This window comes from Neobacillus sp. SRL179, from assembly GCF_984799095.1.
The window spans coordinates 3,334,215-3,358,265 of sequence record NZ_OZ481792.1; the positions used below are offsets into that span (position 1 = coordinate 3,334,215).

Sequence of the window (24,051 nt, forward strand, 5' to 3'; positions counted from 1 at the left end):
AAGTGATACGCTACTAAATGAAAAATGACTCTGGCATTATACCCAGAGTCATTTTCATTATTAACTATCTAGCTGGCTTAAAGCCTTTTAATCTTAATGCATTTAATAAAACCGATACGGAGCTCATACTCATTGCAGCAGCTGCGATAATTGGGTTTAACAGTGGTCCGCCAAACAAGTATAATACCCCCATTGCTACAGGAATACCTAAGGTATTGTAACCAAAAGCCCAGAATAAATTTTGTTTAATATTTGAGATTGTCTTTTTACTTAATTGAATGGCTGTTGGTACATCCATTAAGTCACTTCTCATTAAGACAATGTCTGCCGATTCCATCGCAACATCAGTACCTGAACCAATGGCAATTCCTATATCTGCTTGAGCTAAGGCTGGAGCATCGTTTATGCCATCTCCAACCATTGCTACCTTTCTACCCTCAGCTTGAATTTTCTTTACTTCATTTGCTTTATCTTCAGGCAACACTTCTGCTAAAACTCGGTCAATACCCACCTGCTTAGCAATTGCCTCGGCCGTTCTCTTGTTATCGCCTGTAATCATTGCCACTTCAATACCCATTTTATGAAGCTGTTCAATAGCTTGTTTACTATTTTCTTTAACCGTGTCTGCAACGGCAATAATCCCTGCCATGACACCTTCTATAGCTACATACATTGGGGTCTTACCATCGACAGCAAGCTTATCCGAAACACCTTCAAGATTCTCTAATGAGATGTTAGATTCAACCATAAGTTTTTTATTTCCTAGTAAAATATCTTTACTATCAATCTTTACTTGTATACCATGACCTGGAATTGCTTTAAAGAATTCAACCTCTTTAAACTCTAATCCTTGTTCTTCGGCACCCTTTATAATGGCCTCTCCAAGCGGATGCTCTGAACCCTTTTCAGCCGAAGCAGCAATTTGTAAAAGGAATTGTTTCGTTATTCCATTTGTTGCCACCACGTCTGTCACCTTTGGTTTCCCCTCCGTGATAGTACCAGTTTTATCAAATACGATTGTATTGATCTTATAAGCAGTCTCAAGGGCAACACCACTTTTTATTAATACCCCGTACTCTGCCCCTTTACCAGTCCCTACCATAATCGCAGTTGGCGTTGCCAAACCTAATGCACACGGACATGCAATAACAAGGACAGAGATAAAGATTGTTAAAGCGAAAACTCCTGTTTCCCCTGCAAAGAAATACCATGCTAACGCACCTAATATAGCAATTGAGATGACTACAGGAACAAAATAACCTGAAATGATATCGGCCATTTTTGCAATAGGAGCTTTTGATCCTTGGGCATCTTCTACTAACTTGATAATTTGAGCTAAGGCTGTATCTTTCCCTACTCTAGTAGCTTTATATTTTATTGAACCATTTTTATTAATACTTGCACCGATGATGTTATCGCCGATATTTTTCGTAACAGGCATGCTCTCGCCTGTTAACATCGATTCATCGACAGAGGTAGTCCCTTCAATGACTTCACCGTCAACTGGCATCTTTTCTCCGGGTTTAACGATAATGATATCCCCGACCAAAACTTCTTCAATCGGTGTTTCTACTTCTACTCCGTTTCGAATAATAATAGCTGTTTTTGGAGCTAATCCCATCAGCTTCTTAATAGCTTCTGAGGTTTTACCCTTTGTTACTGCCTCTAGGTACTTCCCAAGCAAGATAAGTGTAATAATAACCCCTGCCGCTTCAAAGTATAAATCGTATGCATAATCAATATTCCCACCATAAATCTGGAAAATCGCAAAGATTCCATAAAGGAATGCAGCAGAGGTTCCAATAGCAATCAAGGAGTCCATGTTAGGACTTCTGCTAATTAGATTTTTATACCCTACTGTAAAGAACTTGTTTCCTGCGATTAACACAGGTATTACTAATACTAATTGCGCGATCCCAAACGCTAATGGATGGATCATTGGATCTATAAACTTTGGCAGCTTAAATCCAATCGGCCCGCCAAACATGTGACCCATAGTGATGATGAGTAATGGCACCGTAAAGAGAACGGAGAGCAAAAACTTTTTCCATAGCAACTTAATTTCTGTTTCTTTTCGCTCTTTATCAGAATCAATGGTTGTTTCTTCCTCAATCGCCTTATAACCAGCCTTTTCAATAGCTTTCATTATGTCTGATACTCTTACTCTTACGGGTTCATAGCTAATTGTTAGTTTTTCTGTAGCATAATTCACATTAGAATCTATCACACCATCAATCTTACTTGTCACTTTTTCAATTCTTTTTGCACAAGCCGCACAGGTCATACCTTCAATTTGGAGTACTTTTTTATTCGACTCAATAATCGCCTCATATCCCGCCTTTTCAATCGTAGATTGAATATCCGGCATTGAAACGAGTGTTTCATCAAAATGGATCGTTAGCTTTTCTGTGGCATAGTTTACATTAGAGCTTTTTACACCATCTAGTTTACTAGTAACTTTTTCAATTCTTTTCGCGCAAGCAGCACAAGTCATTCCACCGATTTTAATGCTCTTTTCCATCTTTTTCACCTCATTCTTACTAGAGTAACTTGTCCACGCCTATTGCAACAATCATCGCTGTCATTTTTTTCATGTGACTACATCTCCTTTATATTGCTTTTCGACAATATCATATGGAAACAATATGTAGACAATATGAAGAATGCTAGATTTTCAAATTTCATTCACATGTTTTAGTTAAAATTGTTCTTACTTTTTTCAAAATATAAGCTAACCTTCGTACCCAGTCCTTCTTGACTATCAACCTCGATGCTTGCACAATGCAGTTGTAAGATATTCTTCACAACCGTTAAGCCGATCCCGCTGCCTTCAATTTGATTCCTGCTCTTGTCACCGCGATATAGCCTTTCAAATATAAAAGGTAAGTCTTCTTCTTTAATTCCCATCCCATTATCGCTCACTTCTGCAATAAGGTTTTTATTATCTTCATATAGTTTAATCAATACTTTACCCTCACTGTGATTAAATTTGAGAGCATTAGAAATTAAATTTATAAACACCTGTTTTAATTGATCTTTATCTCCTGTTATTACATAATTTGATTTAGGCTGTATATCAATATCAATTTTAATATTTTTGTTTTCAGCGGCCATGTAAAAATCCTTATATATGTCTGAAATTAAAACATCTAATAATACCGGTTCATAATTAAGCTTTATACTTTGAGACTCAAACTCTTTTAATATATTTAAGTTGTTTATTAATTTGCCAAACCTAATAACTTCTTCATTAAGATTTATAAGTGTTTCTGTTTTTACCGGAATAACACCATCTACCATCGCCTCAAGGTTATTTTGCAACACATTTAAGGGAGTTCTAATTTCATGGGTAATATCAGACACTAGCCTTTTTCTAAGTTCATCTTGATGTTTTAACTTCCCTGCTAATATATTGATACTTTTTCTTAGATCTTCTAGCTCTTTAATATTACTTTTTACAATTGATTTGGTATTAAAATTCCCTTCAGAGAGAGTAACTGACATCTTAGCCACTTCCCGAATGGGAGCAGAAAACTGTTTTGAGAAGTAAAGACTGACACTAATAATTATAAGAAGAGTGAGTACACCACTTGCAATAATGCTTTTATTGATGGATGTTTTAAAGTTCACATCTTCTTCCGATAATAGCAAGGACGAATACTGGCCAATATCTACATAACCAACTAGCTTACCATCGACATTTATGTTAAAGGTTTTAGATGAATAAACACCGCGATCCTCTACTTGCATATTACCTATGTGCAGCTGATTAGATAAATTTTCAGGGTCCATTCCCCAGACAGGCTTTTTACTTGCATCCATGAGTGTTAAACAGTAATTCCCCATATAGGCCTCGTGCATTAATTCTACACCTGTATCTTTGGTCCATTTACCTTCACGTTTATATGCTTCCTCAAAATAGGAAACAATTCTATCGTATCGTTTATTTTGATTGTCTATCATGTATTGGTTAAACTTATTTGTTACGGTTATATTAACAAATAACGTCACAAGCAAAATGGCAGCAAATGCGCATAAGACAAATAATATACTTAATCGACGGTTTATAGTTGGCATTTAGTGAACACCACCAAATTTGTAGCCTGCCTTCATAACCGTAACTACATATTTTGGATTTTTTGTATCTTCTTCTATCTTTTTACGAATATTTTTTATGTGAACATCGATTGTGCGGTCGTACCCTCTGAAGTCAACCCCAAAGATTTTATCAATTAATTGTTCTCTAGATAAGACTTTTCCTTGGTTTATAACAAGTGTCGAAATAATATCAAATTCATTTGGTGTAAAAGGAATCGCTTCGTTTTTTACTTTCACAGACCTTTTTTCGCGATCAATCATTAAATTCCCATCATCAAAAAGGCAATTTGATGATGAAAATCCAAAGGTTATTCTTCTAAAAAGTGCATTGACCCTCGCAATTAATTCTCTGGGACTAAACGGTTTAATTAAATATTCATCCGCACCTATATTTAAGCCCTCAATTCTATCACTTAATGAACCTTTGGCAGTCAGCATAAAAATATGAACATCTGAGGTTGTACGGATTATTTTGCAGACTTCTTCTCCTCTTATATCTGGCAGCATTAAATCGAGAATCACTAATTGAACATCTTTATGTTTAAAAACCTCTAACCCATTAAACCCTGTTTTTGCACAATGGACTTGGTATCCCTCTTTTTCCAAGTATGCCTTTAGAACAGTGGAGACACTTTCCTCATCCTCAATTAATAAGATTGTATTCATTTCTCTCACCCAGCTTATTTATTGTTTTTTGCCAGTACCTTGTAATTTCAGTATACTAGCTAACAATAGTGTTTAATGGGAAAAAGGCTGACAATTATGTGTCAGCCTTTTTTAAGTAAAGATTATTTCCTTCGAGATTACTCGCTGGGCTCCATAATCCTTATAAAAATTATTCTACATCGTATCCTTGATCGTCGATGGTTTCTTTTATTTTGTCCAAAGAAACTTCTTGATTATTATATTCCACGTCAACAGTGTTTGCTTTTAAATTTACCTTTACAGCATTAACACCTTTTAGCTCTCCAACATTTCCTTCGACTGCTTTCACACAGTGCTCGCAGGACATGCCTTGTACGTTTAATGTTATCTTTTCCATCTTAATACTTCCTTTCATGTTAAAAAGTAATTTTGAATAGGAGAATAACTCCTTATGTTCATATTACCATACCCCCCCATCCTATGTTAAGGACCATGGTAGGTTTTTCTATTAAATATTTTATAGTTTCACAAAAAATACACAAACTCTAAACAAACTGTGCTCTTCAACTACCAATTTTATAATGACCAATAAGTTAAAGTATCCAAAAATCCTAATACTATCATAAAAACACCAGCAACCCGTTGAACAACCGTGCCAAACTTCCTTCCTTTTTTCATTAGCATTCCACTTCCTCCAAGGTACCATATGATGAAAATAAATAGTAATAGCGGTAACGCAGTTCCAAGAGCAAAAAGGGATGGGAGAATAACTCCATACGGACTTGACAATACAACAGGCATTAACGTAACGAAAAACAAGATAAACATGGTCGGACAAAAAGCTAAAGAAAAACTAACTCCAAGCATAAATGAACCAAATCGATGATAACGTTTGTATTCCTCCGACCATTTAAATAAATTTAGGGTTCCCTTCAATTTTATTAAGCCCACCATATAAATACCCACCATAATTAAGACTGGGCCCATAATTTTCCGCATCCACGGAAAATATGTGATTAAATTTTGTTCAATTCCTTTTCCCAAGGTCCAGACTATTCCACCCAAAAGAGAAAATGCCACTATCTTACCTAAGGTAAAACTAAGAACATCCTTCCAAACGATTTTCTTTTGTACAGAGCTGTTCCCATACAATGTGATAGCACTGATATTGCCGGTTAGTTGACAGGGTGCAAGTGCTCCCACAAGGCCCAATATTAATGCAAATATGATTGGCCAGGATTCTAAACTATTGGCCATATTAAAAAATGGTTCACTTAAGAAAGAACTTATTTTGCTTAATAAATTGTACATACAATCACCCTAAATAATATTTTAATAGGCTAAGAATAGCATAATTAGATGTAGAAGATGTGAAGACGGTACATTGTTCAAATTATCGACGTTTATTGGCTTTTGGATCCCATGAATGAAAGGAGCCAATTCCTAAATAGGGATTGGCTCCTTTCAAAACTAAGATATTATTTTTGCTATTTATTAGTACTCTAAGTGAAATATTGAATAACTGCATTAGGAAATAATTCACCTATATAGCCACGGATCGTACTTTCTAAATCATGCGCTTGCTCATCAGGGTAAACATACTTTCCAATCCCATAACGGCCCCATTTATATTTCCGTTTTTCTTCATTCATTTCGAGCTTTGTTTTCGGATACCGCTTGGCAATGACATTTTTAGCTGGTTTTGTATAACGGTGCTGGATTAGTTCAAAGGTTAAATCAGGGATCTCCTGTCCTGCTAATTCTTCACTTAATCGTTCAAATAATTCTCGGTATCCCTCTTTCCAGCCCTCGTGCAAATAAATAGGGGCAACAATAAATCCTAACGGGTAGCCTGCATTCGCGACCTTTCTGGCAGCCGTAAGCCGTTCTTCAAAGGAAGAGGTTCCCGGTTCGAAGTTTTTAATCACATATCGGGAATTGACACTAAATCTAAATCTTGTTTTTCCATTGTGTTTGGCATCAAGGAGATGATCAACATGGTGGAATTTAGTCACAAACCTTAATTGACCATATTCTGTTTGTCCAATAAACTCAATAGCCCTTTTTAGTGAATGGGTTAAATGGTCGATCCCAACGATATCGGAGGTACAGGCTGCTTCAAACCTGGTAATTTCAGGTTTCCGTTCATCCATGTACTTCTGTGCCTGCTCAAAAATCTCGTCTAAATTTACATAAGTTCGTATATATGGTTTGCTGCCTAAGGTAGTTTGCAGGTAACAATAATGACAGTGACCCATACAGCCTGTCGCGAGTGGAATCGCATATTCCGCGGAAGGCTTTGAGGTGTCAAATTTGAGCGTTTTTCTAATTCCGACAACTAATGTGGATTTCGCGTTCCTATATTTCTGGAGTTCATTATCACCGGGAATCCCCCTTACCTGGTTATGGGAAGTGGTTTCACGTATTTCCAGCCCTAAATTCGTGAATTTTTCTTTTAACTCCTGGCCCAGTGGATATTCCAATGCTTTGGGTTCAAAATATACAAGCTGCGGCATAAAAGGGTTCAAACTTACTCCCTCTTTTCTAATTGTTTTTTATAGTATGGGTTGTTATTTGAAATGATAGTAAACATTAAGGGAGAGAAGTTTTTCCAAAAGGATTGAGATCAAAAAAAGAGTATCGTGGCTGCGATACTCTTTCGATCGATAACATCTTTAATTAAATTCGTTTTGCCCCAATATATCTTGGCTTCCAGTAGCTATTGTTTGTATAAGTAATCATGACGCCTTTTGAAGATGAAGCCATAATCATTTTACCGGCACCAATATAAATCGCTACATGGGTTGGTTTGCTGGCTTTTGTTGGCGCAAAAAACATTAAATCGCCAACCTGTAAAGAACTTACACGGTATCCTTTTGTATAAAACATGTCGGCTGCTGTCCGTGGCAAGGTTTTTCCTGCTTTAGCAAAAGAATACTTAACAAGTCCTGAACAATCGAATCCACTTGGAGTAATTCCTCCCCAACGATATGGAACACCAAGGTTGGCTTTAGCCACTGAAATGGCTTTTGTGTGATAATAGGCTGCTTTTGCTTTATCACCCGAAGTGGCGAACAAAGAAGTGGTTATTGTAGCTGTCATTACTAAAGCTGCGATAATTTTCTTAATCATTTTTGTTTTCCCCCTTGGAGTGATTTGATACTCATACTATACAAGGAAAGGATAACAGCCAGGTCACAGCTAAATTACAATCCTATTACAAAGTTATATTGATATAATTTTTTTTAAAAAAAAGAACGGGAAAGTTATCCCATTCCTTTTTGTAATTCTATAAACCACACTTTAATTGTGCATTACAATTTGTGCAGGTATTGCATCCGCCGATTTCTTTTACTTTTCCTTTACGGCAGACTGGGCAAGTATTGCCAACTTCAGATCCTATCGTTACGTCTGTTGAACGAAGGTCACTAATCGTGTCGACAAGGACAACATGCTGCTTTGGCTTTTCGTCAAACATAGATAATTGCTCATTGGTATTATCTTCTGCTTTCAAAGTTAATACTTGAGAATCACGCGAACCATCTACATAAACCGTTCCACCTTTTGCACCGCCACGGTAGAGACGCTCATATACCTTCTCAACTTGTTCTACACTGTATCCTTTTGGAGCATTGACGGTCTTACTGATTGAGCTGTCAATCCAGCGCTGAATGACACATTGAACATCTGCATGGGCTTCTGGTGCTAGTTCCATAGCAGCAACAAACCATTTTGGCAGGTTCTCTGGGTCTGCCTCAGGATGTTGGTCTAAATATTCCTGCACGATGTCTGCTTTTACTTCGATAAATTTGCCAAGGCGTCCACTGCGGAAATAAGAGAATGAGAAATATGGCTCTAATCCTGTGGAGACGCCAACCATTGTACCAGTGGATCCCGTAGGAGCAACGGTTAGCAAATGTGAATTTCTAATACCTTTTTCTAAAATTGATTGGCGGATATCATCAGGCATTTTTTTCATAAAGCCTGTGTTAATGAATGCCTGTCTCAACCGATTTGTTTCTTCACGTGTTTCACCATTTAAGAATGGGAAGCTACCCTTCTCTGTTGCTAATTGAACTGAAGTTCTATATGCAGTTGTAGCGATTGTTTCAAATACTTGATCAACAAGCTGGTTTCCCTCTGGTGAACCATACTCTGTTTCACAATAGATAAGAAGATCGTGCAAGCCCATTACACCTAGACCAACACGGCGCTCACCAAGTGCCTGCTTTTTATTTTCTTCTAAGAAATATGGTGTGGCATTTATGACGTTATCTTGCATTCTTACGCCAATCTCGACAGTGTGTTTTAACTTTTCAAAATTAACCGTTTTAGTTTCCTTATCTGCCATTTCTGCAAGGTTTACTGCAGCAAGGTTACATACAGAAAATGGTGCGAGAGGTTGCTCCAATTCTCGCTCTCCTATTTCTAGAAGGATCGGACTATCGCTTACAGTGTAAAATCACACTGGCTCAACCGCTTTAGTCTCTCAGCCTGGCATTACCCTTGGCCCCTATTGCCTTCACCATTATGTGGTCAGGTTCTAAGTCAATTAGGTCGAGTTTTTAACGTGAGGCAAGCACTTTACCACACGGATTTGTCGCAACAACTTGTTGTCCATATGCTTTTGCATTGGTCATGTCGTTAGCATTATCTATAAAGAATATTCCGGGTTCTGCAGAATAGGTGGCACAAATATTAATTAAATTCCAAAGTTCTTTTGCTTTAATTTTTTTGTAAACACGAACTTTGTGACCAAGTTTTTCCCATTCACGCACGTCACCAACTTTATGCCATTCTTCATTGTAAATTTTCATTTCCTCTTGATCATAATGTTCAACATATGGGAAACGAAGTTCATATTCACTATCATTTTCAACAGCTTCCATAAACTCTTTTGTTAAACAAACGGAAATGTTGGCTCCAGTTAAGAATTCAGAATTGTGAACGGTGTAATTTCCACCAACTAATAATTTTTCTTCAGCATGTTCAATAATTTGAACATCAAACCCACCATTTCCAGGAATGTCTTTATAATTTACAATCCCCTGGTACATAGCAGTCTCCTGCAGGGTTAATGGAGTAAATTTGAGTTTTTCTTGCGCATGCTTTTTAATCGTTTCATCTTTTGTATTTTCAATTAAGAATCGTAAAATTCTAGGATTTTGCATTTTAGAAATAATAAATTCAATAATGTCTGGATGCCACGTGCTTACCGTCCTTTTCAGGATATTTACTCTGTTTTTCAACAGACGGTCTAGACTATATCATCACCCTCAGCTTTACACTGTTAGGGGCCGGGCGCTTATGAGAGTTTATTGTTGGGACTCACCCTCTAGTCGTTGAACCTTCGCCAAAACCAATGCCCTTTGACGCTTGGCTGCAGATTGTCCAATACTTGCAATTTTTAAAGCATTCACGCTCACCGTTTCCAGTCACGTTGTAGCTTGCAAGTCTCTAAGGAATTCCCTGCAATTCACCCGATTTTCTAATCATTCATTTTCTGAATGATGCGGACTAGTGCATCTTAATTAATCCGCCAACATTATCATCTGTGCTCCACGCTTTTTTGTTACACCTCTATATCGAGCGGCTAGGTCATTTCTGCCTAGCTCTCATGCTTTCACATGAGATCAGACTATATCATCAAGGAAGAAAACTTTGTAAATTTCCGATTTAATTTGATATCTCCATATTTATACATTTCTATTGAAATCAAACGTATTTCAACAATACTGCTGATATACAAATCTGCACAACCCTGTTTAGGTGTAATTGAATTAACATTCCTCGCATATCCGTTTGATTTTAGAAATGATAATATTGACTTTAACATTTCAATATTGCCAGTAAAGCCCATTCTTGCTTTTTGATAGCCATTTCTTTTATATACTCTAATATGACCATCTGCATCGAAAAAACCTCTAAGAAAAGCCCATTTCAAGCTATCTTCTTCAAAAGGAATCCAACTTTCAAATCCGGTTTTCCTCGGGCCAATACCTAGCTTAATTAAGTCGTTGCACATCTTAGTGGAATTTATTACTAAAGAATATTTGTTTTGTTCATTCTCTTTATTTTTTTTACGAAATTTAACTGCGTTTTCCATGTTAAATTCTTTAGCAATATCATAAATAAGTTGTTTATCTTCTTCAGCCAACGATAGGACCAATCTCTTAGATTTAACCCGATCCGAAATAGTACCGTCACCAGTAATATAACCTAAAATATATGCTTGATTGGGATTCTTTATATCAGTGAAGAAGTTTTCATCATATTTATAAATTTTACTTTTAAGTTTTCCACCTTCACCAGAAGTTCTTGGATTAATGAATTGGTTTTCATCATTCCACCTTTTAATAGTACCACGACTAATATTTAGCTTTTTAGCAATATCTACTTGACTAAAGCCATTATTATGGAGGTAAATAATTTCTCTAATTATAGCTTCCTTGTCTCGTGCCCCATAAGGCCGTCTCCGACACGTATGGTTTACTTTCACCTTTGATTTCATAAACTATCATCCTCTTTTTAAGGTTTTAGGTAGAATCTTTAGGTGATTTCAATAGTCGTTGAACGTTCATCTCCGTTTCCAGAGACGCTTCGCTGCTGATTGCCCAATCCCTATCATTTTTTAACCGTCACGCTCACCGTTGCCAGTCACGTTGTGGTTGATAAGACTCTAAGGGTGTTCCAGCAATTCACGAGATTTTAATCCCGCCGTTAGGAGCTAGTTAACGGGATCCGCCTTGCTCAACCAAATGTGTCAATTTCGCAATATCATCCAACCATGAAACCGAACCAGAGGATTTACCATTCACACCTCTTGCTAACGTATTTCGTGGTCTCAACGTTGAGCCATTCGTACCAACACCGCCGCCGCGGCTCATTATCTCCATCACCTGCTTACGGTGATCAGATATTCCTTCGCGTGAATCCGGAACAAAAGGCATCACATAACAGTTAAAATAAGTAACGTCCGTATTTGCCCCTGCCCCATAAAGTACACGGCCTGCAGGAATAAAATTCAAATTAACAAGCTCTTGATAAAACTTATCAGTCCACTCTTTACGCTTTTCTTCGGTTTCTTCCACCTCGGCTAGGCCTGTTGCATTCCTTTTGGCTATTTGTTCATAGAAGAGCTCGAGTGGCTTTTCAATGACATCTAAAGAACGGACAATTATTCCCGTATTTACTTCTTCAGGATCATCAAGCACACCTCTAAATTCCTCTTCAACTAAAACTTTTGCCCTTTTTCGTTCCCAATCAATTTCCTTGATGATTCCAAGACCGCGGGCAGGAAATTTCGGATCCTCCTTAATGGTTAAAACAACAAAGTCACCTTGTGTAAGAGTAATTTTGGCTGTGTCTTTAAAGGTGTAGCGGTCTAGCATGACCAATCGAGAAACGCCCTTGTGAGTTATTTTCATATCTGGGGTTACCGGGTGCACCTGGGGAAATAAGCGGATATCCTCATTCAGCCTTTCAAAATCAATATTCATTTTTTGTCTAAAAACTACAGACATGAGAACAACTCCTTTTAAGATAAATCTGTATCTTGTGTTAGATTCTAGTAAGCTATGCTAAATCTAGTTGTCTTAATAAACATACGTTAACACAATTAAATCATAAAAATCAACATATAGTACCGAAAATATTTTCGACACCACTATATATTGTGTAACCTGCAAACAATCATTATTTTGTCAAACTCAAAAAAAACTAGAAATAGAAGAAAAGAAAAGCTTTTTCGCAGAATTCCGCAAAATACAGGAAAATTTAACAAAATTCGAGCCTTGCCACTTTTAAAAAAAAGGAATAAATGAAAAAAGCGGCTGGGCCGCTTCAATGAGTTCTGCTTTGAAGTAAAAAATTTAAATGCAAAACTGAACTATATATAAACACTGCTTTTGTACGAAAATCAGCAAGTGAATTTGCACTAAAAACGCTTGGTAACCGAACAATTTTTAGAAAGTGTCAGACACATATTTGTAAGAGGATTTCATGACTTCGGACAGGACTGACGTAATTTTTCCATATTCTGTCCAAAGTTACCCCGACTTCGGACACTACCGATGTAATTTTTCCATATTCTGTCCAAAGTTACCCCGACTTCGGACACTACCGATGTGATTTTTCCATCTTCTGTCCAAAGTTACCTCGACTTCGGACACCACTGATGTGATTTAACATTTTGTGTCAGAAGTTGCCTCGACTTCGGACACTACCGATGTGATTTTTCCATCTTCTGTCCAAAATTTGCCTCGACTTCGGACACCACTGATGTGATTTTTCCATCTTCTGTCCGAAGTTGCCTCGACTTCAGACACCACTGATGTGGTTTTTCCTTTTTCTGTCAAAAGTTACCTCAACTTCGGACATCACTGATGTGGTTTTTCCTTTTTCTGTCAGAAGTTACCTCGACTTCGGACACCACTGATGTGATTTAACATTTTGTGTCAGAAGTTGCTTGCTTCTATCTACCTTTTATAATTCCATTCATCACTTTCATATCGTTCTTTCGCAATTTTATTAACATATGCTAGTTCTTCTTCCGTTAACTGATAGGGTTCTAGTTCTATATTCAACCCTTCAGCAAATCCTTTGTAAAAGGCCTCCTTCGCTTCCTCCAGGGTAATTTTCCTTGGACTAATCGCATTAATGGCAACAGCCTTATCCTTGAAAGCCTTCTTCATTCGTTCCTTTACCCGTTCATTAGAATATTTGAATAAACTAAAAAGCTTATCTTCATCTAAATCCAATAAAATCGAGCCATGCTGGAGAATAACACCTTTTTGTCTTGTTTGCGCGCTTCCTGCTACCTTTCGTCCTTCCACAACGAGCTCATACCAGCTTGGAGCATCAAAGCAAACAGCAGAGCGTGGATTTTTCAAGGCATTACGCTCTTCAGCTGTTTTAGGTACAGCAAAATATGCTTCAAGTCCTAAAAAGTGAAACCCTTTTAATATTCCTTCGGAGATTACACGATAGGCTTCTGTAACAGTTTTAGGCATCTCTGGATGTTCTTCAGATACGATGACACTATATGTAAGCTCATGCTCATGAAGCACACCACGGCCGCCTGTAGGTCTTCTGACAAACCCTAACTTGTGAGCTTTCACTGCCTCCATATCAATTTCTTTTTCAACCTTTTGAAAGTAACCTACAGATAAGGTAGGCGGATTCCAGCCATAAAACCGGATAACTGGCGGGAATTTTCCTTCACTATGCCAATCGAGTAACGCTTCATCTAATGCCATATTAAAAGATGGTGAGCCATTACCCGAATCAATAAAACGCCATACTTCTTTTTCCATTCAAAAACCTCATTTTTATTAATTTATGTCGATTTTAGTCTACCAAAATCTGATAGGAATTCAAAATAAGATGAATTTGGTATAATAATCTTTAGCAAAAGCAAAAGAATTTTTCCAATTCATCTTTATCTTTCTCAAAAGGACTTATATAATAAACTAGTGCAGGCAAGCTTGAAAGGAGCAAAAAGAAGTTGAGTTCACTTATTTCATTAATAATTATTATTGCAGCAGTTATTATCTACTCCGTTTTTACCTTTTTCTATCAAAAAAGAATTGTTAAAACGGTTACAGAAGAAGAGTTCCGTGCGGGATACAGAAAGGCACAACTTATAGATGTTCGTGAAGCGAATGAGTTCGATGGCGGTCATATTTTAGGAGCGCGAAATATCCCCATGTCACAATTGAAAATGCGTATGAGAGAAATTAGACAGGACATGCCTGTCTACTTATATGATCAAAACGGCATGCGTAGTGCTCGTGCGGCACAGTTTTTATACCGCAAAGGATATAGAGACTTAACCCAGCTTCAAGGCGGGTTTAAAAAATGGACAGGTAAAGTAAAAGCAAAGAAATAAAGCACAATTTTAAGGCTCCGGAGAATACTCCAGAGCCTTTTATTGTGGAATAATTGCCCTTCATAAATTAGAAAGGTCAGATTCCTTTTAAGAATCTGACCTTTATTTTATCATTAGGCTCTTTGATATTTTAAAATAGGCTTCCGTGCAGCCATTGTTTCATCCAAACGACCTACAACCGTGGTATGCGGGGCCTCTTGAACAATCTCAGGATTTTCTTCTGCCTCTTTTGCAATTTGAATCATTGTATCAACAAATGAATCAAGGGTTTCTTTTGATTCTGTTTCAGTCGGTTCAATCATGATACATTCTTCTACATTTAACGGGAAGTAAATGGTTGGTGGATGATAGCCAAAATCAAGCAGTCGTTTCGCAATATCGAGCGTTCTTACCCCTAGTTTTTTCTGACGTTTTCCACTAAGGACAAATTCATGCTTGCAATGTTTATCAAATGGTAAATCATAATACTCAGCTAATCTTCTCATCATATAATTCGCATTTAAAACCGCATACTCTGTTACGGCTTTTAAGCCATCTGGTCCCATAGAACGAATATACGTATAGGCACGAACATTAATACCAAAGTTACCATAGAAAGGCTTCACTCGGCCAATTGATTGGGGAAGATCATAATCAAGCACAAATTCTTCGCCGCGCTTCGAAATAACTGGTTTTGGCAAGAACGGGATAAGATCTGCTTTTACCCCAACAGGACCGGAACCAGGACCGCCGCCGCCATGTGGACCTGTAAAGGTTTTATGAAGATTTAAATGCACAACATCAAAGCCCATATCGCCAGGACGAGCTTTTGAAAGAACGGCATTTAGGTTAGCACCGTCATAATAAACCTTACCACCTGCGTCATGGACAATTTCAGCAATTTCAAGAATTTGTTCTTCAAATAGTCCAAGTGTATTAGGATTGGTTAACATGAGGGCCGCCGTATCATCTCCTACTACTCGTTGTAAATCCTCCAGGTCAACAAGTCCCTTTTCAGTTGATTTGACCGTAATCGTTTCAAAACCAGCAATCGTAGCTGACGCAGGATTTGTTCCATGAGCTGAATCTGGAACAATTACTTTTGTCCGCTTAAAATCAGATCTAGCTTCATGATAGGCACGAATTAGCATTAATCCAGTCCATTCACCATGTGCACCCGCAGCTGATTGTAAGGTCACTTCATCCATCCCAGTAATTTCAATTAAGTGCTGCTGAAGGTCATACAATAACCCTAGTGCCCCTTGGACAGAGCTTTCGTCCTGTAGTGGATGCAAATGGGCAAACCCACTAAAACGGGCCACATTTTCGTTAATTTTCGGATTATACTTCATCGTACACGAACCAAGCGGATAAAATCCCGAATCAAGGCCGTGGTTTCTTTTAGACAGTGCAGTATAATGACGCATGATGTCTAGCTCAGAAACTTCTGGCAGTTCAGGCTCCTCTTCACGTACATAACCTTCTGGAAGAAGACTGCTGAGCTCTAACTCTGGTACATCCATTTCTGGAAGGCTGTATCCGATTCGATCTGGAGTACTACGTTCAAAAATGAGTGCTTGGTCTTGATTATGCATGCAGATCCCCCAATTCTTTCACTAAAGTATCGATCTCTTCCTTTGTTCTCACTTCTGTAACGGCCAACAGCATATGGTTAGACAATTCAGGATAGTCCCGCCCTAAATCATAGCCTCCGATGATACCTTTTTGTAATAATTTTTGATTACATTCTTTAACTGGCCTGTTTAATTTCACGATGAATTCATTAAAGGAATATCCATCATAAACAACTTCAAAGCCAGCCTCTTTGAACGCTGTTTTGGTATAGTGTGCTTTTTGTAAGTTGGCTGCGGCCATTTCTCGGACACCTTTTTTTCCTAAAGCCGTCATCGCAACTGATGCAGCAAGGGCATTTAGAGCTTGATTCGAACAAATATTAGAGGTCGCTTTTTCACGGCGAATATGCTGTTCACGAGCTTGAAGTGTTAAAACGAACCCTCTGCGTCCTTGGTCATCAACAGTCTGACCGACCAAACGTCCAGGTACCTTCCGCATTAATTTGTTGGTTACGGCAAAATAACCACAATGCGGCCCGCCAAAGGCAGTTGGAATACCAAATGGTTGTGCATCACCAATCACAATATCAGCACCAAACTTTCCAGGAGGAGTTAAGATCCCAAGGGATAATGGATTGCTGCTAACCACAAACATTCCTTTCTGCTCATGGATTATTTCCTCCACCTCTTTTAATGGCTCAATTCTGCCAAAGAAATTTGGGTATTGGACAATCACTGCAGCAACATCGGAACTTACTATTTCCTTTAGCGCCTCAATATCTGTTATGCCTTCTTTTACGGGGACTTCAACTACTTCAAGATTTTGTCCCTTTGCATAGGTTTTAAGAACATCACGATACTCAGGATGAACAGCACTAGACACAACCACTTTTTTTCGTTTTGTGTGTCCTGCACTAAGCATGGCAGCTTCGGCAAGTGCTGTACCGCCATCATACATAGAGGAGTTCGCAACGTCCATTCCCGTTAACTCACAAATCATCGTTTGGAATTCAAAAATGGCTTGGAGCTCACCTTGCGAAATCTCAGGCTGATAGGGTGTATAAGCGGTATAAAATTCTGAACGAGAAATAACGTGATCCACAATCACAGGCATGTAATGGTCATAAACGCCAGCACCTAGAAAAGACACATTTCTTTTTAGGTCTGCATTCTGGTCTGCTAATTGATATAGTTCTTTCAGTAAAGCCGGCTCAGACTTAGCTGCTTTAATATTATACTCACCCTTGAATCTAACTTTTTCAGGGATATCGCTAAACAACTCATCAATTGAAGAAACACCAATTGTGTCAAGCATTGCCTTTATATCTTGTTTAGTCATAGGTAAATAGCGATGTTTCATAAACCTAGCTCCCTCCATGATTTACTTTTCTCTTTTATAAAAAGGTGTTGGAACTACTTTAGCTTTTAGGCGTTTACCGCGTATTTCAACTTCTACCTCAGAATTTAATTCGGCAAACTCAGTTTTAATCAGGGCAAGTCCAATATTTCTCTTTAATGTAGGTGACTGTGTTCCAGTTGTTACTTCGCCAATTTGTTCCTCACCCTTATAAACTGGATAACCGTGACGAGGAATTCCTCGGTCAATCATTTCAATTCCTGCTAATGTTCTAGTTAAGCCTGCTTCTTTTTGCTTCTTAAGGGCTTCTTTACCGATGAAATCAGCTTCCTTATTTAACTTCACGGCAAAGCCAATCCCTGCTTCAAGGGGTGAAATTTCCGGTGAAAGTTCTTGACCATAGAGAGCTAACACTGATTCAAAACGGAGAGTATCGCGAGCCCCTAGCCCGCAAGGAAGAACCCCCTCTTCTTTTCCGGCTCGTAGTATAGCTTTCCAAAGACCGACGGCATCTCTAGCATCACAATACACTTCAAAACCATCTTCACCCGTGTATCCAGTTCTTGATACAAGAGCCTTTTTGCCATTTATATGTACTGCTTGCTGAAATTTAAAAAATCCTATTTCACTTAGATTTGTTTCCCCGGCTAGCTTTTGAAGGACTTTTTCAGCAAGCGGGCCTTGAAGTGCCAGCTGGGCTGTCTTATCAGATAGATTTTCAAGGCTGACATCCCCCTCAACATGATCCTCAAGCCATTTGTAATCTTTATCAATATTAGATGCATTCACAACTAGTAAATAGTGATGGTCCTCCATTTTATAGACAAGCAGATCATCAACTGTTCCACCGTTTTCATAACACATGGCCGTGTACTGTGCCCCGCCATTTTTTAGTTTTGAAATGTCATTAGTCATCATTTTTTGCAAATAACTTAAACTGTCTGGGCCTTTCACTTCCACTTCACCCATATGGGAGACATCAAACAAGCCAGCACGAGTGCGGACGGCTTCATGTTCCTCCTTAATGCTTGAGAATTGGACCGGCAGCTCCCAGCCGCCAAAGTCAACGGTTCTTCCCCCATTTTCTTTATACACATCGAATAGCGGAGTTCGTTTTAATTCAGTCATCCAAGTGTCCCCCTTCAATCTGTTCCAAAATATTTTTAAACGAATAAGAGATTGAATCCATTTACAGATCCGGGCAAGTTGTTATCCTACTATCATTTACCAAATTTTTTAACCATTGGGTAAGATGAGAGCAGGCATAAAAAAAGACAGGGACCTCCCTTTATTCCTAAAGGCGGTCTCTGTCCTTGCACCTGAAAGTTTACCTAAAAAGGTTTTCCCCTTTGGTGGCTGCTCGTTCTGAATCAGCGCTCTCCAGAGTAGCGTCAAACAAGAGTTCTTTTGCCTGAGAGATTCACATTAATTGTTTGCTCCTTCGGCGCTACCTAGGTAGTCTCTCCCCTTGTTGTCATTCGCATTATAATATTTTCCAATTTGGTCATACTAACTATACTTGAAAATAAATTACCTTATTAAAATATTTAAAACATTCAAAGCTATTACCATCCTACCATTAAAACAATACATTGAGCAATAACTTTATAATAAAAGTAAAAGCACATTATTCTGGGAAAAATTAACGTTAAACAGAAGTCTAACTGTATAAAAAAAGGAGCTGAAATGATGTCGGTCGAAATTGAATTTGAATCGTCTTGGCAAGATGACTTTTTACATAGAATTGACAATGATGGTCCCTGGGGAAATTGGGAGCTTTTCAAACTAGCAATTGATGTTGAAAATCACTTGGTTATACCAGAATTTGAAGGCTTGCAAGCTCCGAAGCATTTACCTAACTTAACACCGCTCCCGCATCAGCTTGAAACAGCTAAACAAGTAATTGAAAATATGAATGGCAAAGCCATCCTAGCTGATGAGGTTGGATTAGGAAAAACAATTGAAGCAGGTTTAATTTTAAAAGAATATATGATTCGCGGGTTGGTCAAAAAGGTGTTAATTCTCGTTCCTGCCTCCTTAGTTACCCAATGGGCAATCGAGCTAAATAGCAAATTTTTCATCCCAGCCATTACCCAAAAGAAAAGTTATGTGTGGGAACAGTGCGATGTAGTAGTATCATCGATTGATACTGCCAAACGAAATCCACATCGAGACATTATTTTTAAACAAGACTATGACCTTATTATCATTGATGAAGCCCATAAACTTAAAAATAATAAAACAAAAAACTACGAATTTGTTCAGAACTTAAAAAAGAAATTTTGTTTATTACTGACGGCAACACCGATCCAAAACAGAGTGGAAGAAATCTTTAATTTAGTTTCCTTATTAAAACCAGGGCACTTAGGCAGTGAAACCTCTTTCTTTGAAAAGTACAAACGAGATGCTCGTTCCTTAAACGACAATGAGCATTTAAAAGAATTAGTAAACAAGGTTATGATTCGAAATCGTCGTGCAGATACGGGGATTGAATGGACAAAACGACAAGTTGAAACCATTCCAATCGAATGTTCGTCAGCAGAGAATGAACTTTATGAGGCTATTACATTGTTAAGAAGTGAGGGTGACTGGGCCCAGACAAGTGCTTTCTCTGTGATGACATTACAGCGTGAGGCTTGCAGCAGCAGGGAAGCCGTTTACTATACGCTAAAAAACATGCTCCAAAAAAAAGAGGATCCGTCCCCTGCCTTTAAGGAACAAATTGACTTCTTAATTAAAAAAGTCGAAGCGGTTCAGCAAAACTCCAAAGCAGAAAAAGCCCTTGAATTAATACAAAAAATCAATGACAAAGTAATCATCTTCACTGAATATCGTGCAACACAGATGTACCTGCAATGGTACTTAAAGCAGCATGGTATCACCTCTGTTCCTTTCCGCGGCGGTTTCAAACGTGGAAAAAAAGACTGGATGAGAGAACTATTTCAAAAAAACGCCCAAGTACTCATTGCCACCGAGGCGGGCGGCGAAGGGATCAATTTACAGTTTTGTAATCATATTATTAATTTTGATTTACCATGGAATCCGATGAGACTTGAACAGCGGATCGGCCGGATTCACCGTCTGGGGCAGGAGAAGGATGTCATGATTTATAATTTTGCCATAAAAAATACGGTTGAGGAACATATCCTTAAATTGCTATATGAAAAGATTCACCTATTTGAAAAAGTGATTGGCGAATTAGATGACATTCTAACGAAACTGGAATTTGGAAATATTGAAGACCATTTAATTGATATTTTTGGACAATCTAGCTCAGAGGGTGAAATGCGAATTAAAATGGACAATTTATCTTCTATGATTGAATTTGCACAATCGATGAAGGAGGAAGATTCCCATGCAGCAGCAGGAAATTCATAATTTTTTATTGAAATATTTTCAGGCAAATGATTGTCCCATCATCGAAAATAAATTAGGGTATTTAACCGTTCAGCTAACCGTTGAACTGGACAAAGAATTGATGAACCGCCCTTTTTATTGGCACTATTTAGAGAAAACAGGCGGGGTTCCAAATCCGATGCAGTTGACCTTTGTTACTAATCAAAAGGACGTTCCGGAGACGATCAAGGGGGAAGTCATCCATTTTGGTTCGCCGCGGCTTCATCAAATTTTTGATTCAACAAAAAAGTTAGCCAATTACATTCGTCTATATGAAAGTCATCAGCATGTACATCAACAAACGCCATTAATGCCTTGGTTGTGTATGAATGTGAAAATCTCCTATCAATGTGACAGAAAGCGTGACATTTTTAAGTCAATCGGCTTACAGCTTATTAATGGCCAAATGGTAGAGGATTTTCATAACCGCTTACTTAAGATCCCATTAACACCTAAAATTCCAGATTATTCCTTTACCTTATCACCTTTAGTAAAACCCAAAAGCGGGATGGGCAGAATCGAAACGTATTTAAAATCTGTAATCCGTGAGGATGACCATTCATGGGCGGACGATGCACGGAAACGCTGGGACCAAGACTTACGATTATTACACCATTTTTACGAAGATGCAGAAGAAGAAAGTAAGAATTATGAAACAGAAAAAAAGGCACTCCAAGAACAATACGAACCAAAAATCAACATATCCTTTATCAACGGTGGTCTCTTCTATTTAACCGAAAAAGCAATTTAAGAACCTTTATATTTAGGTGTTAGACACTATGCGAATAGACCAAATGGTGCCAGACACCCTTTTTAAATTCACTAAAAAAATATTTAAAAATTTATTAAAATAAAAAGAGGAATAGATAGAAATATGTCGAATAATTAGCAATGAAAAAATGAAAAGGTGGTGTTACTCATTGTTAGTTCTATTGAGCTTTTAGCAAATCGAATTATTTCAGATGCCGCTAGGAATCAAGCAACAGATATTCACATTATTCCTCGGAAGAAAGACACACTTGTTCAAATCCGTTTAACTAACAAACTCATTCCCCGCTTATCCCTTCCAAAAGATGAATGTGACAGATTAATTTCCCATTTTAAATTCACCGCCAATATGGATATCGGGGAAAGAAGAAGACCCCAAAGCGGAGCTATCTTTTGTGAGGTAGATGGACAACTAATGGGCCTCAGACTTTCAACTCTTCCCTCCAACAACAGAGAGAGCCTTGTCATCCGATTATTACCCCAACAGGAGCAAATTCCTTTTCATCAACTTTCTTTATTTCCGGGAATGACCAGAAAGCTGCTAGCACTCCTCAAACATGCACATGGATTAATCATATTCACAGGTCCGACTGGTTCGGGCAAGACTACTACTCTCTACTCCCTATTAAATGAAACAGCTCACCTATTCCACCGTAACGTCATTACACTCGAAGATCCAATTGAAAAAAACTACGACTCCGTCCTGCAAGTTCAAGTGAATGAAAAAGCCGGTGTCACTTATGCTGCTGGATTAAAGGCTATTCTCCGCCATGATCCTGACATTATAATGGTGGGAGAAATTAGGGATGCAGAAACAGCAAAAATAGCTGTCCGGGCTGCACTGACCGGTCATTTGGTACTTTCAACGATGCATACACGGGATGCAAAAGGGGCTGTTTTCCGTCTCCATGAATTTGGGGTGAATTGGTTAGAGGTCGAACAGACACTGATTGCCGTCACAGCCCAAAGATTAGTAGAGCTTACATGTCCATTTTGCGAGGGCGAGTGCGCGCCACTATGTTATTCCTATAGCCGCTGGAAAAGAGCAAGTGTGTTTGAACTATTAGCAGGCAGAAATCTGAACATGACCATGAAAGCAGCAAAAGGAGAAAAAATCGACTTTCATTATCGGACGCTCAGAGATGTTATTAACAAAGGTATTGCTCTTGGTTACATTCAAGAATCAGAGTACGAACGGCTGGTGTTTGATGATGAACCATCATAAATGGCCAGTTAGTGAGCAAGCAAGTTTCTTAAAAAGAACAGGGGAATTACTCGCCAGGGGATACCCAATTGCCGAAGCAATTGAAATTACAGACACTATAAAATTGATATTACATCATGTATAAAATTTAACACGTTCCACTTGGTGTAAAGGCTTCTATTTCCCATCCATTTTGTGGTACTTTTTAAGCTGCTTAACATCAAAATAATTTCGAATTAGAATAAACAGATACAGATTGATTATTGTGTCTAACTTAAGAGAAAAGGCTATGAACCATAGTTTCAATAGCATATTCTTGATTAGATGTTAAATTAACCCCATCTTCAGTTAAAGTTTTAATAAGTGATTTTTGGGAAGATGACACTGTTTTACGTACAATGGATAGAAGAAATTCAGCACATTCAACGTAATGATCCAAAGTAATAACTATTGAGTCAGCATAAACTCTCATCGAATTACCATTCATTTTAATTTTCTGACGTAGATACTTATTTGTGTATACTCCCCCATGATGAACAATTAAATTTCTGTCTCTTAAAATTTCATTATATTTTTCTATTTGATCTTTGGAAAAAGGAGTTATTTTCAATAAATGATTGAATAAGGAGTTTATATTGGTAGCCGTACCAAAATCAAATTGTTCGGATACTAAAGAACCCAACTTAAAATTTAATTCATCGCCCAGATTTATAATATCTGAAACATCAATATTAACTTCTCTCTTGTTCTCTTTAAGTTTCAGTACCAAGGGATTATAAATATTTATTAAAGAAGCAAAGTGATTCTTAAAAAAAGCTTCTGTGTATGAAACCAGTCCAATAAAACAAACTTCATTTATTGAAGTGTTTATCTTATCGCGGTTTTCAGAATTAATAATACTTAGTAATTCCGAATAAACAACTTCAAAGTTTACCAATGCAGGAATCCACCCAATAAAATAATCCATTGGACTTTCAGGACAACTCATAAATTCATCTCCATAAAATTTAATAGTATACTTTTTTAAACCTTATTAACAAAATATCTTCCCTATGGTATTCTATAAGTCTTTTGGACTATTTTACCATAAATTTCATATTAATCCCAAACAACTTTCCTTTATCAGTTTCGGTATTCCTAC

General features: G+C 37.8%; 18 protein-coding genes, 3 pseudogenes and 1 riboswitch. Of the genes and pseudogenes, 5 read left to right on the forward strand and 16 right to left on the reverse strand.

The window, feature by feature from the left end; translation table 11 throughout:
* Positions 1-64: 64 nt before the first annotated feature.
* The 12 genes and pseudogenes from AC4E8C_RS16500 to AC4E8C_RS16555 form a co-directional block, all read right to left on the reverse strand.
* Positions 65-2,521: a heavy metal translocating P-type ATPase gene (locus AC4E8C_RS16500; RefSeq protein WP_490207742.1), complete on the reverse strand. Its 2,457-nt coding sequence runs from the start codon at positions 2,519-2,521 to the stop codon at positions 65-67.
* 173 nt (positions 2,522-2,694) lie between these two features.
* Positions 2,695-4,077, reverse strand: coding sequence for a sensor histidine kinase (locus AC4E8C_RS16505; protein WP_490207743.1), 1,383 nt, complete (start codon positions 4,075-4,077; stop codon positions 2,695-2,697).
* Positions 4,078-4,764, reverse strand: coding sequence for a response regulator transcription factor (locus AC4E8C_RS16510; RefSeq protein WP_490207744.1), 687 nt, complete (start codon positions 4,762-4,764; stop codon positions 4,078-4,080).
* A gap of 169 nt (positions 4,765-4,933) precedes the next feature.
* On the reverse strand, positions 4,934-5,140 hold the full coding sequence (gene copZ / locus AC4E8C_RS16515) for a copper chaperone CopZ (protein ID WP_490207745.1): 207 nt from the start codon (positions 5,138-5,140) through the stop codon (positions 4,934-4,936).
* A gap of 179 nt (positions 5,141-5,319) precedes the next feature.
* Complete coding sequence (locus tag AC4E8C_RS16520; protein ID WP_490207746.1) at positions 5,320-6,054, reverse strand: urease accessory protein UreH domain-containing protein; 735 nt, start codon at positions 6,052-6,054, stop codon at positions 5,320-5,322.
* A gap of 191 nt (positions 6,055-6,245) precedes the next feature.
* Positions 6,246-7,271, reverse strand: coding sequence for a spore photoproduct lyase (splB, locus tag AC4E8C_RS16525; RefSeq protein ID WP_490207747.1), 1,026 nt, complete (start codon positions 7,269-7,271; stop codon positions 6,246-6,248).
* A 151-nt stretch (positions 7,272-7,422) separates the two neighbouring features.
* Entirely contained in the window at positions 7,423-7,875 is a 453-nt protein-coding gene (locus AC4E8C_RS16530; protein WP_490207748.1) for a C40 family peptidase, read from the reverse strand.
* Between the two features lie 157 nt (positions 7,876-8,032).
* Positions 8,033-9,151 (reverse strand): annotated as a pseudogene (locus AC4E8C_RS16535) (vitamin B12-dependent ribonucleotide reductase); the annotation flags it as partial.
* A 178-nt stretch (positions 9,152-9,329) separates the two neighbouring features.
* Positions 9,330-9,959, reverse strand: a pseudogene (locus AC4E8C_RS16540) (vitamin B12-dependent ribonucleotide reductase); the annotation flags it as partial.
* A 422-nt stretch (positions 9,960-10,381) separates the two neighbouring features.
* A complete protein-coding gene (locus AC4E8C_RS16545; RefSeq protein WP_490207749.1) occupies positions 10,382-11,254 on the reverse strand; it encodes an LAGLIDADG family homing endonuclease in 873 nt (290 codons plus the stop codon).
* A 223-nt stretch (positions 11,255-11,477) separates the two neighbouring features.
* Positions 11,478-12,266 (reverse strand): annotated as a pseudogene (locus tag AC4E8C_RS16550) (ribonucleotide reductase N-terminal alpha domain-containing protein); the annotation flags it as partial.
* Between the two features lie 954 nt (positions 12,267-13,220).
* Positions 13,221-14,057, reverse strand: coding sequence for a lipoate--protein ligase family protein (locus tag AC4E8C_RS16555; RefSeq protein ID WP_490207750.1), 837 nt, complete (start codon positions 14,055-14,057; stop codon positions 13,221-13,223).
* Positions 14,058-14,248: 191 nt separating this feature from the next.
* Here AC4E8C_RS16555 and AC4E8C_RS16560 point away from each other — a divergent pair, with 191 nt between their 5' ends.
* Positions 14,249-14,632, forward strand: a complete 384-nt coding sequence (locus AC4E8C_RS16560) for a rhodanese-like domain-containing protein (protein ID WP_490207751.1) — start codon at positions 14,249-14,251, stop codon at positions 14,630-14,632.
* Between the two features lie 113 nt (positions 14,633-14,745).
* Here the strand turns inward: AC4E8C_RS16560 and gcvPB are convergent, their stop codons facing one another.
* The 3 genes from gcvPB to gcvT are packed head-to-tail and all read right to left on the reverse strand — an operon-like array spanning position 14,746 to position 18,670.
* Positions 14,746-16,206, reverse strand: a complete 1,461-nt coding sequence (gene gcvPB / locus AC4E8C_RS16565) for an aminomethyl-transferring glycine dehydrogenase subunit GcvPB (protein ID WP_490207752.1) — start codon at positions 16,204-16,206, stop codon at positions 14,746-14,748.
* Complete coding sequence (gcvPA, locus tag AC4E8C_RS16570; protein WP_490207753.1) at positions 16,199-17,545, reverse strand: aminomethyl-transferring glycine dehydrogenase subunit GcvPA; 1,347 nt, start codon at positions 17,543-17,545, stop codon at positions 16,199-16,201. The genes gcvPB and gcvPA overlap by 8 nt, the downstream gene beginning before the upstream one ends.
* 21 nt (positions 17,546-17,566) lie before the next feature.
* On the reverse strand, positions 17,567-18,670 hold the full coding sequence (gcvT, locus tag AC4E8C_RS16575) for a glycine cleavage system aminomethyltransferase GcvT (protein ID WP_490207754.1): 1,104 nt from the start codon (positions 18,668-18,670) through the stop codon (positions 17,567-17,569).
* Positions 18,671-18,931: 261 nt separating this feature from the next.
* Positions 18,932-19,020, reverse strand: a riboswitch (glycine riboswitch).
* Between the two features lie 211 nt (positions 19,021-19,231).
* Here gcvT and AC4E8C_RS16580 point away from each other — a divergent pair.
* The 4 genes from AC4E8C_RS16580 to AC4E8C_RS16595 all read left to right on the forward strand — a co-directional run bounded on the left by AC4E8C_RS16580 (position 19,232) and on the right by AC4E8C_RS16595 (position 23,055).
* Positions 19,232-20,920 carry a DEAD/DEAH box helicase gene (locus AC4E8C_RS16580; RefSeq protein WP_490212593.1) on the forward strand — a complete coding sequence of 563 codons (1,689 nt, stop codon included), beginning with the start codon at positions 19,232-19,234 and terminating at the stop codon, positions 20,918-20,920.
* Entirely contained in the window at positions 20,898-21,689 is a 792-nt protein-coding gene (locus tag AC4E8C_RS16585; RefSeq protein ID WP_490207755.1) for a YqhG family protein, read from the forward strand. Before AC4E8C_RS16580 ends, AC4E8C_RS16585 begins: the two co-directional genes overlap by 23 nt.
* A gap of 159 nt (positions 21,690-21,848) precedes the next feature.
* Positions 21,849-22,931: a competence type IV pilus ATPase ComGA gene (gene comGA / locus AC4E8C_RS16590; protein ID WP_490207756.1), complete on the forward strand. Its 1,083-nt coding sequence runs from the start codon at positions 21,849-21,851 to the stop codon at positions 22,929-22,931.
* The gene (locus AC4E8C_RS16595; protein WP_490207757.1) at positions 22,915-23,055 is read left to right on the forward strand and encodes a hypothetical protein; all 141 of its coding nucleotides are present in this window, start codon (positions 22,915-22,917) and stop codon (positions 23,053-23,055) included. The genes comGA and AC4E8C_RS16595 overlap by 17 nt, the downstream gene beginning before the upstream one ends.
* A gap of 129 nt (positions 23,056-23,184) precedes the next feature.
* Here the strand turns inward: AC4E8C_RS16595 and AC4E8C_RS16600 are convergent, their stop codons facing one another.
* Positions 23,185-23,898: a hypothetical protein gene (locus AC4E8C_RS16600; RefSeq protein WP_490207758.1), complete on the reverse strand. Its 714-nt coding sequence runs from the start codon at positions 23,896-23,898 to the stop codon at positions 23,185-23,187.
* Positions 23,899-24,051 lie beyond the last annotated feature (153 nt).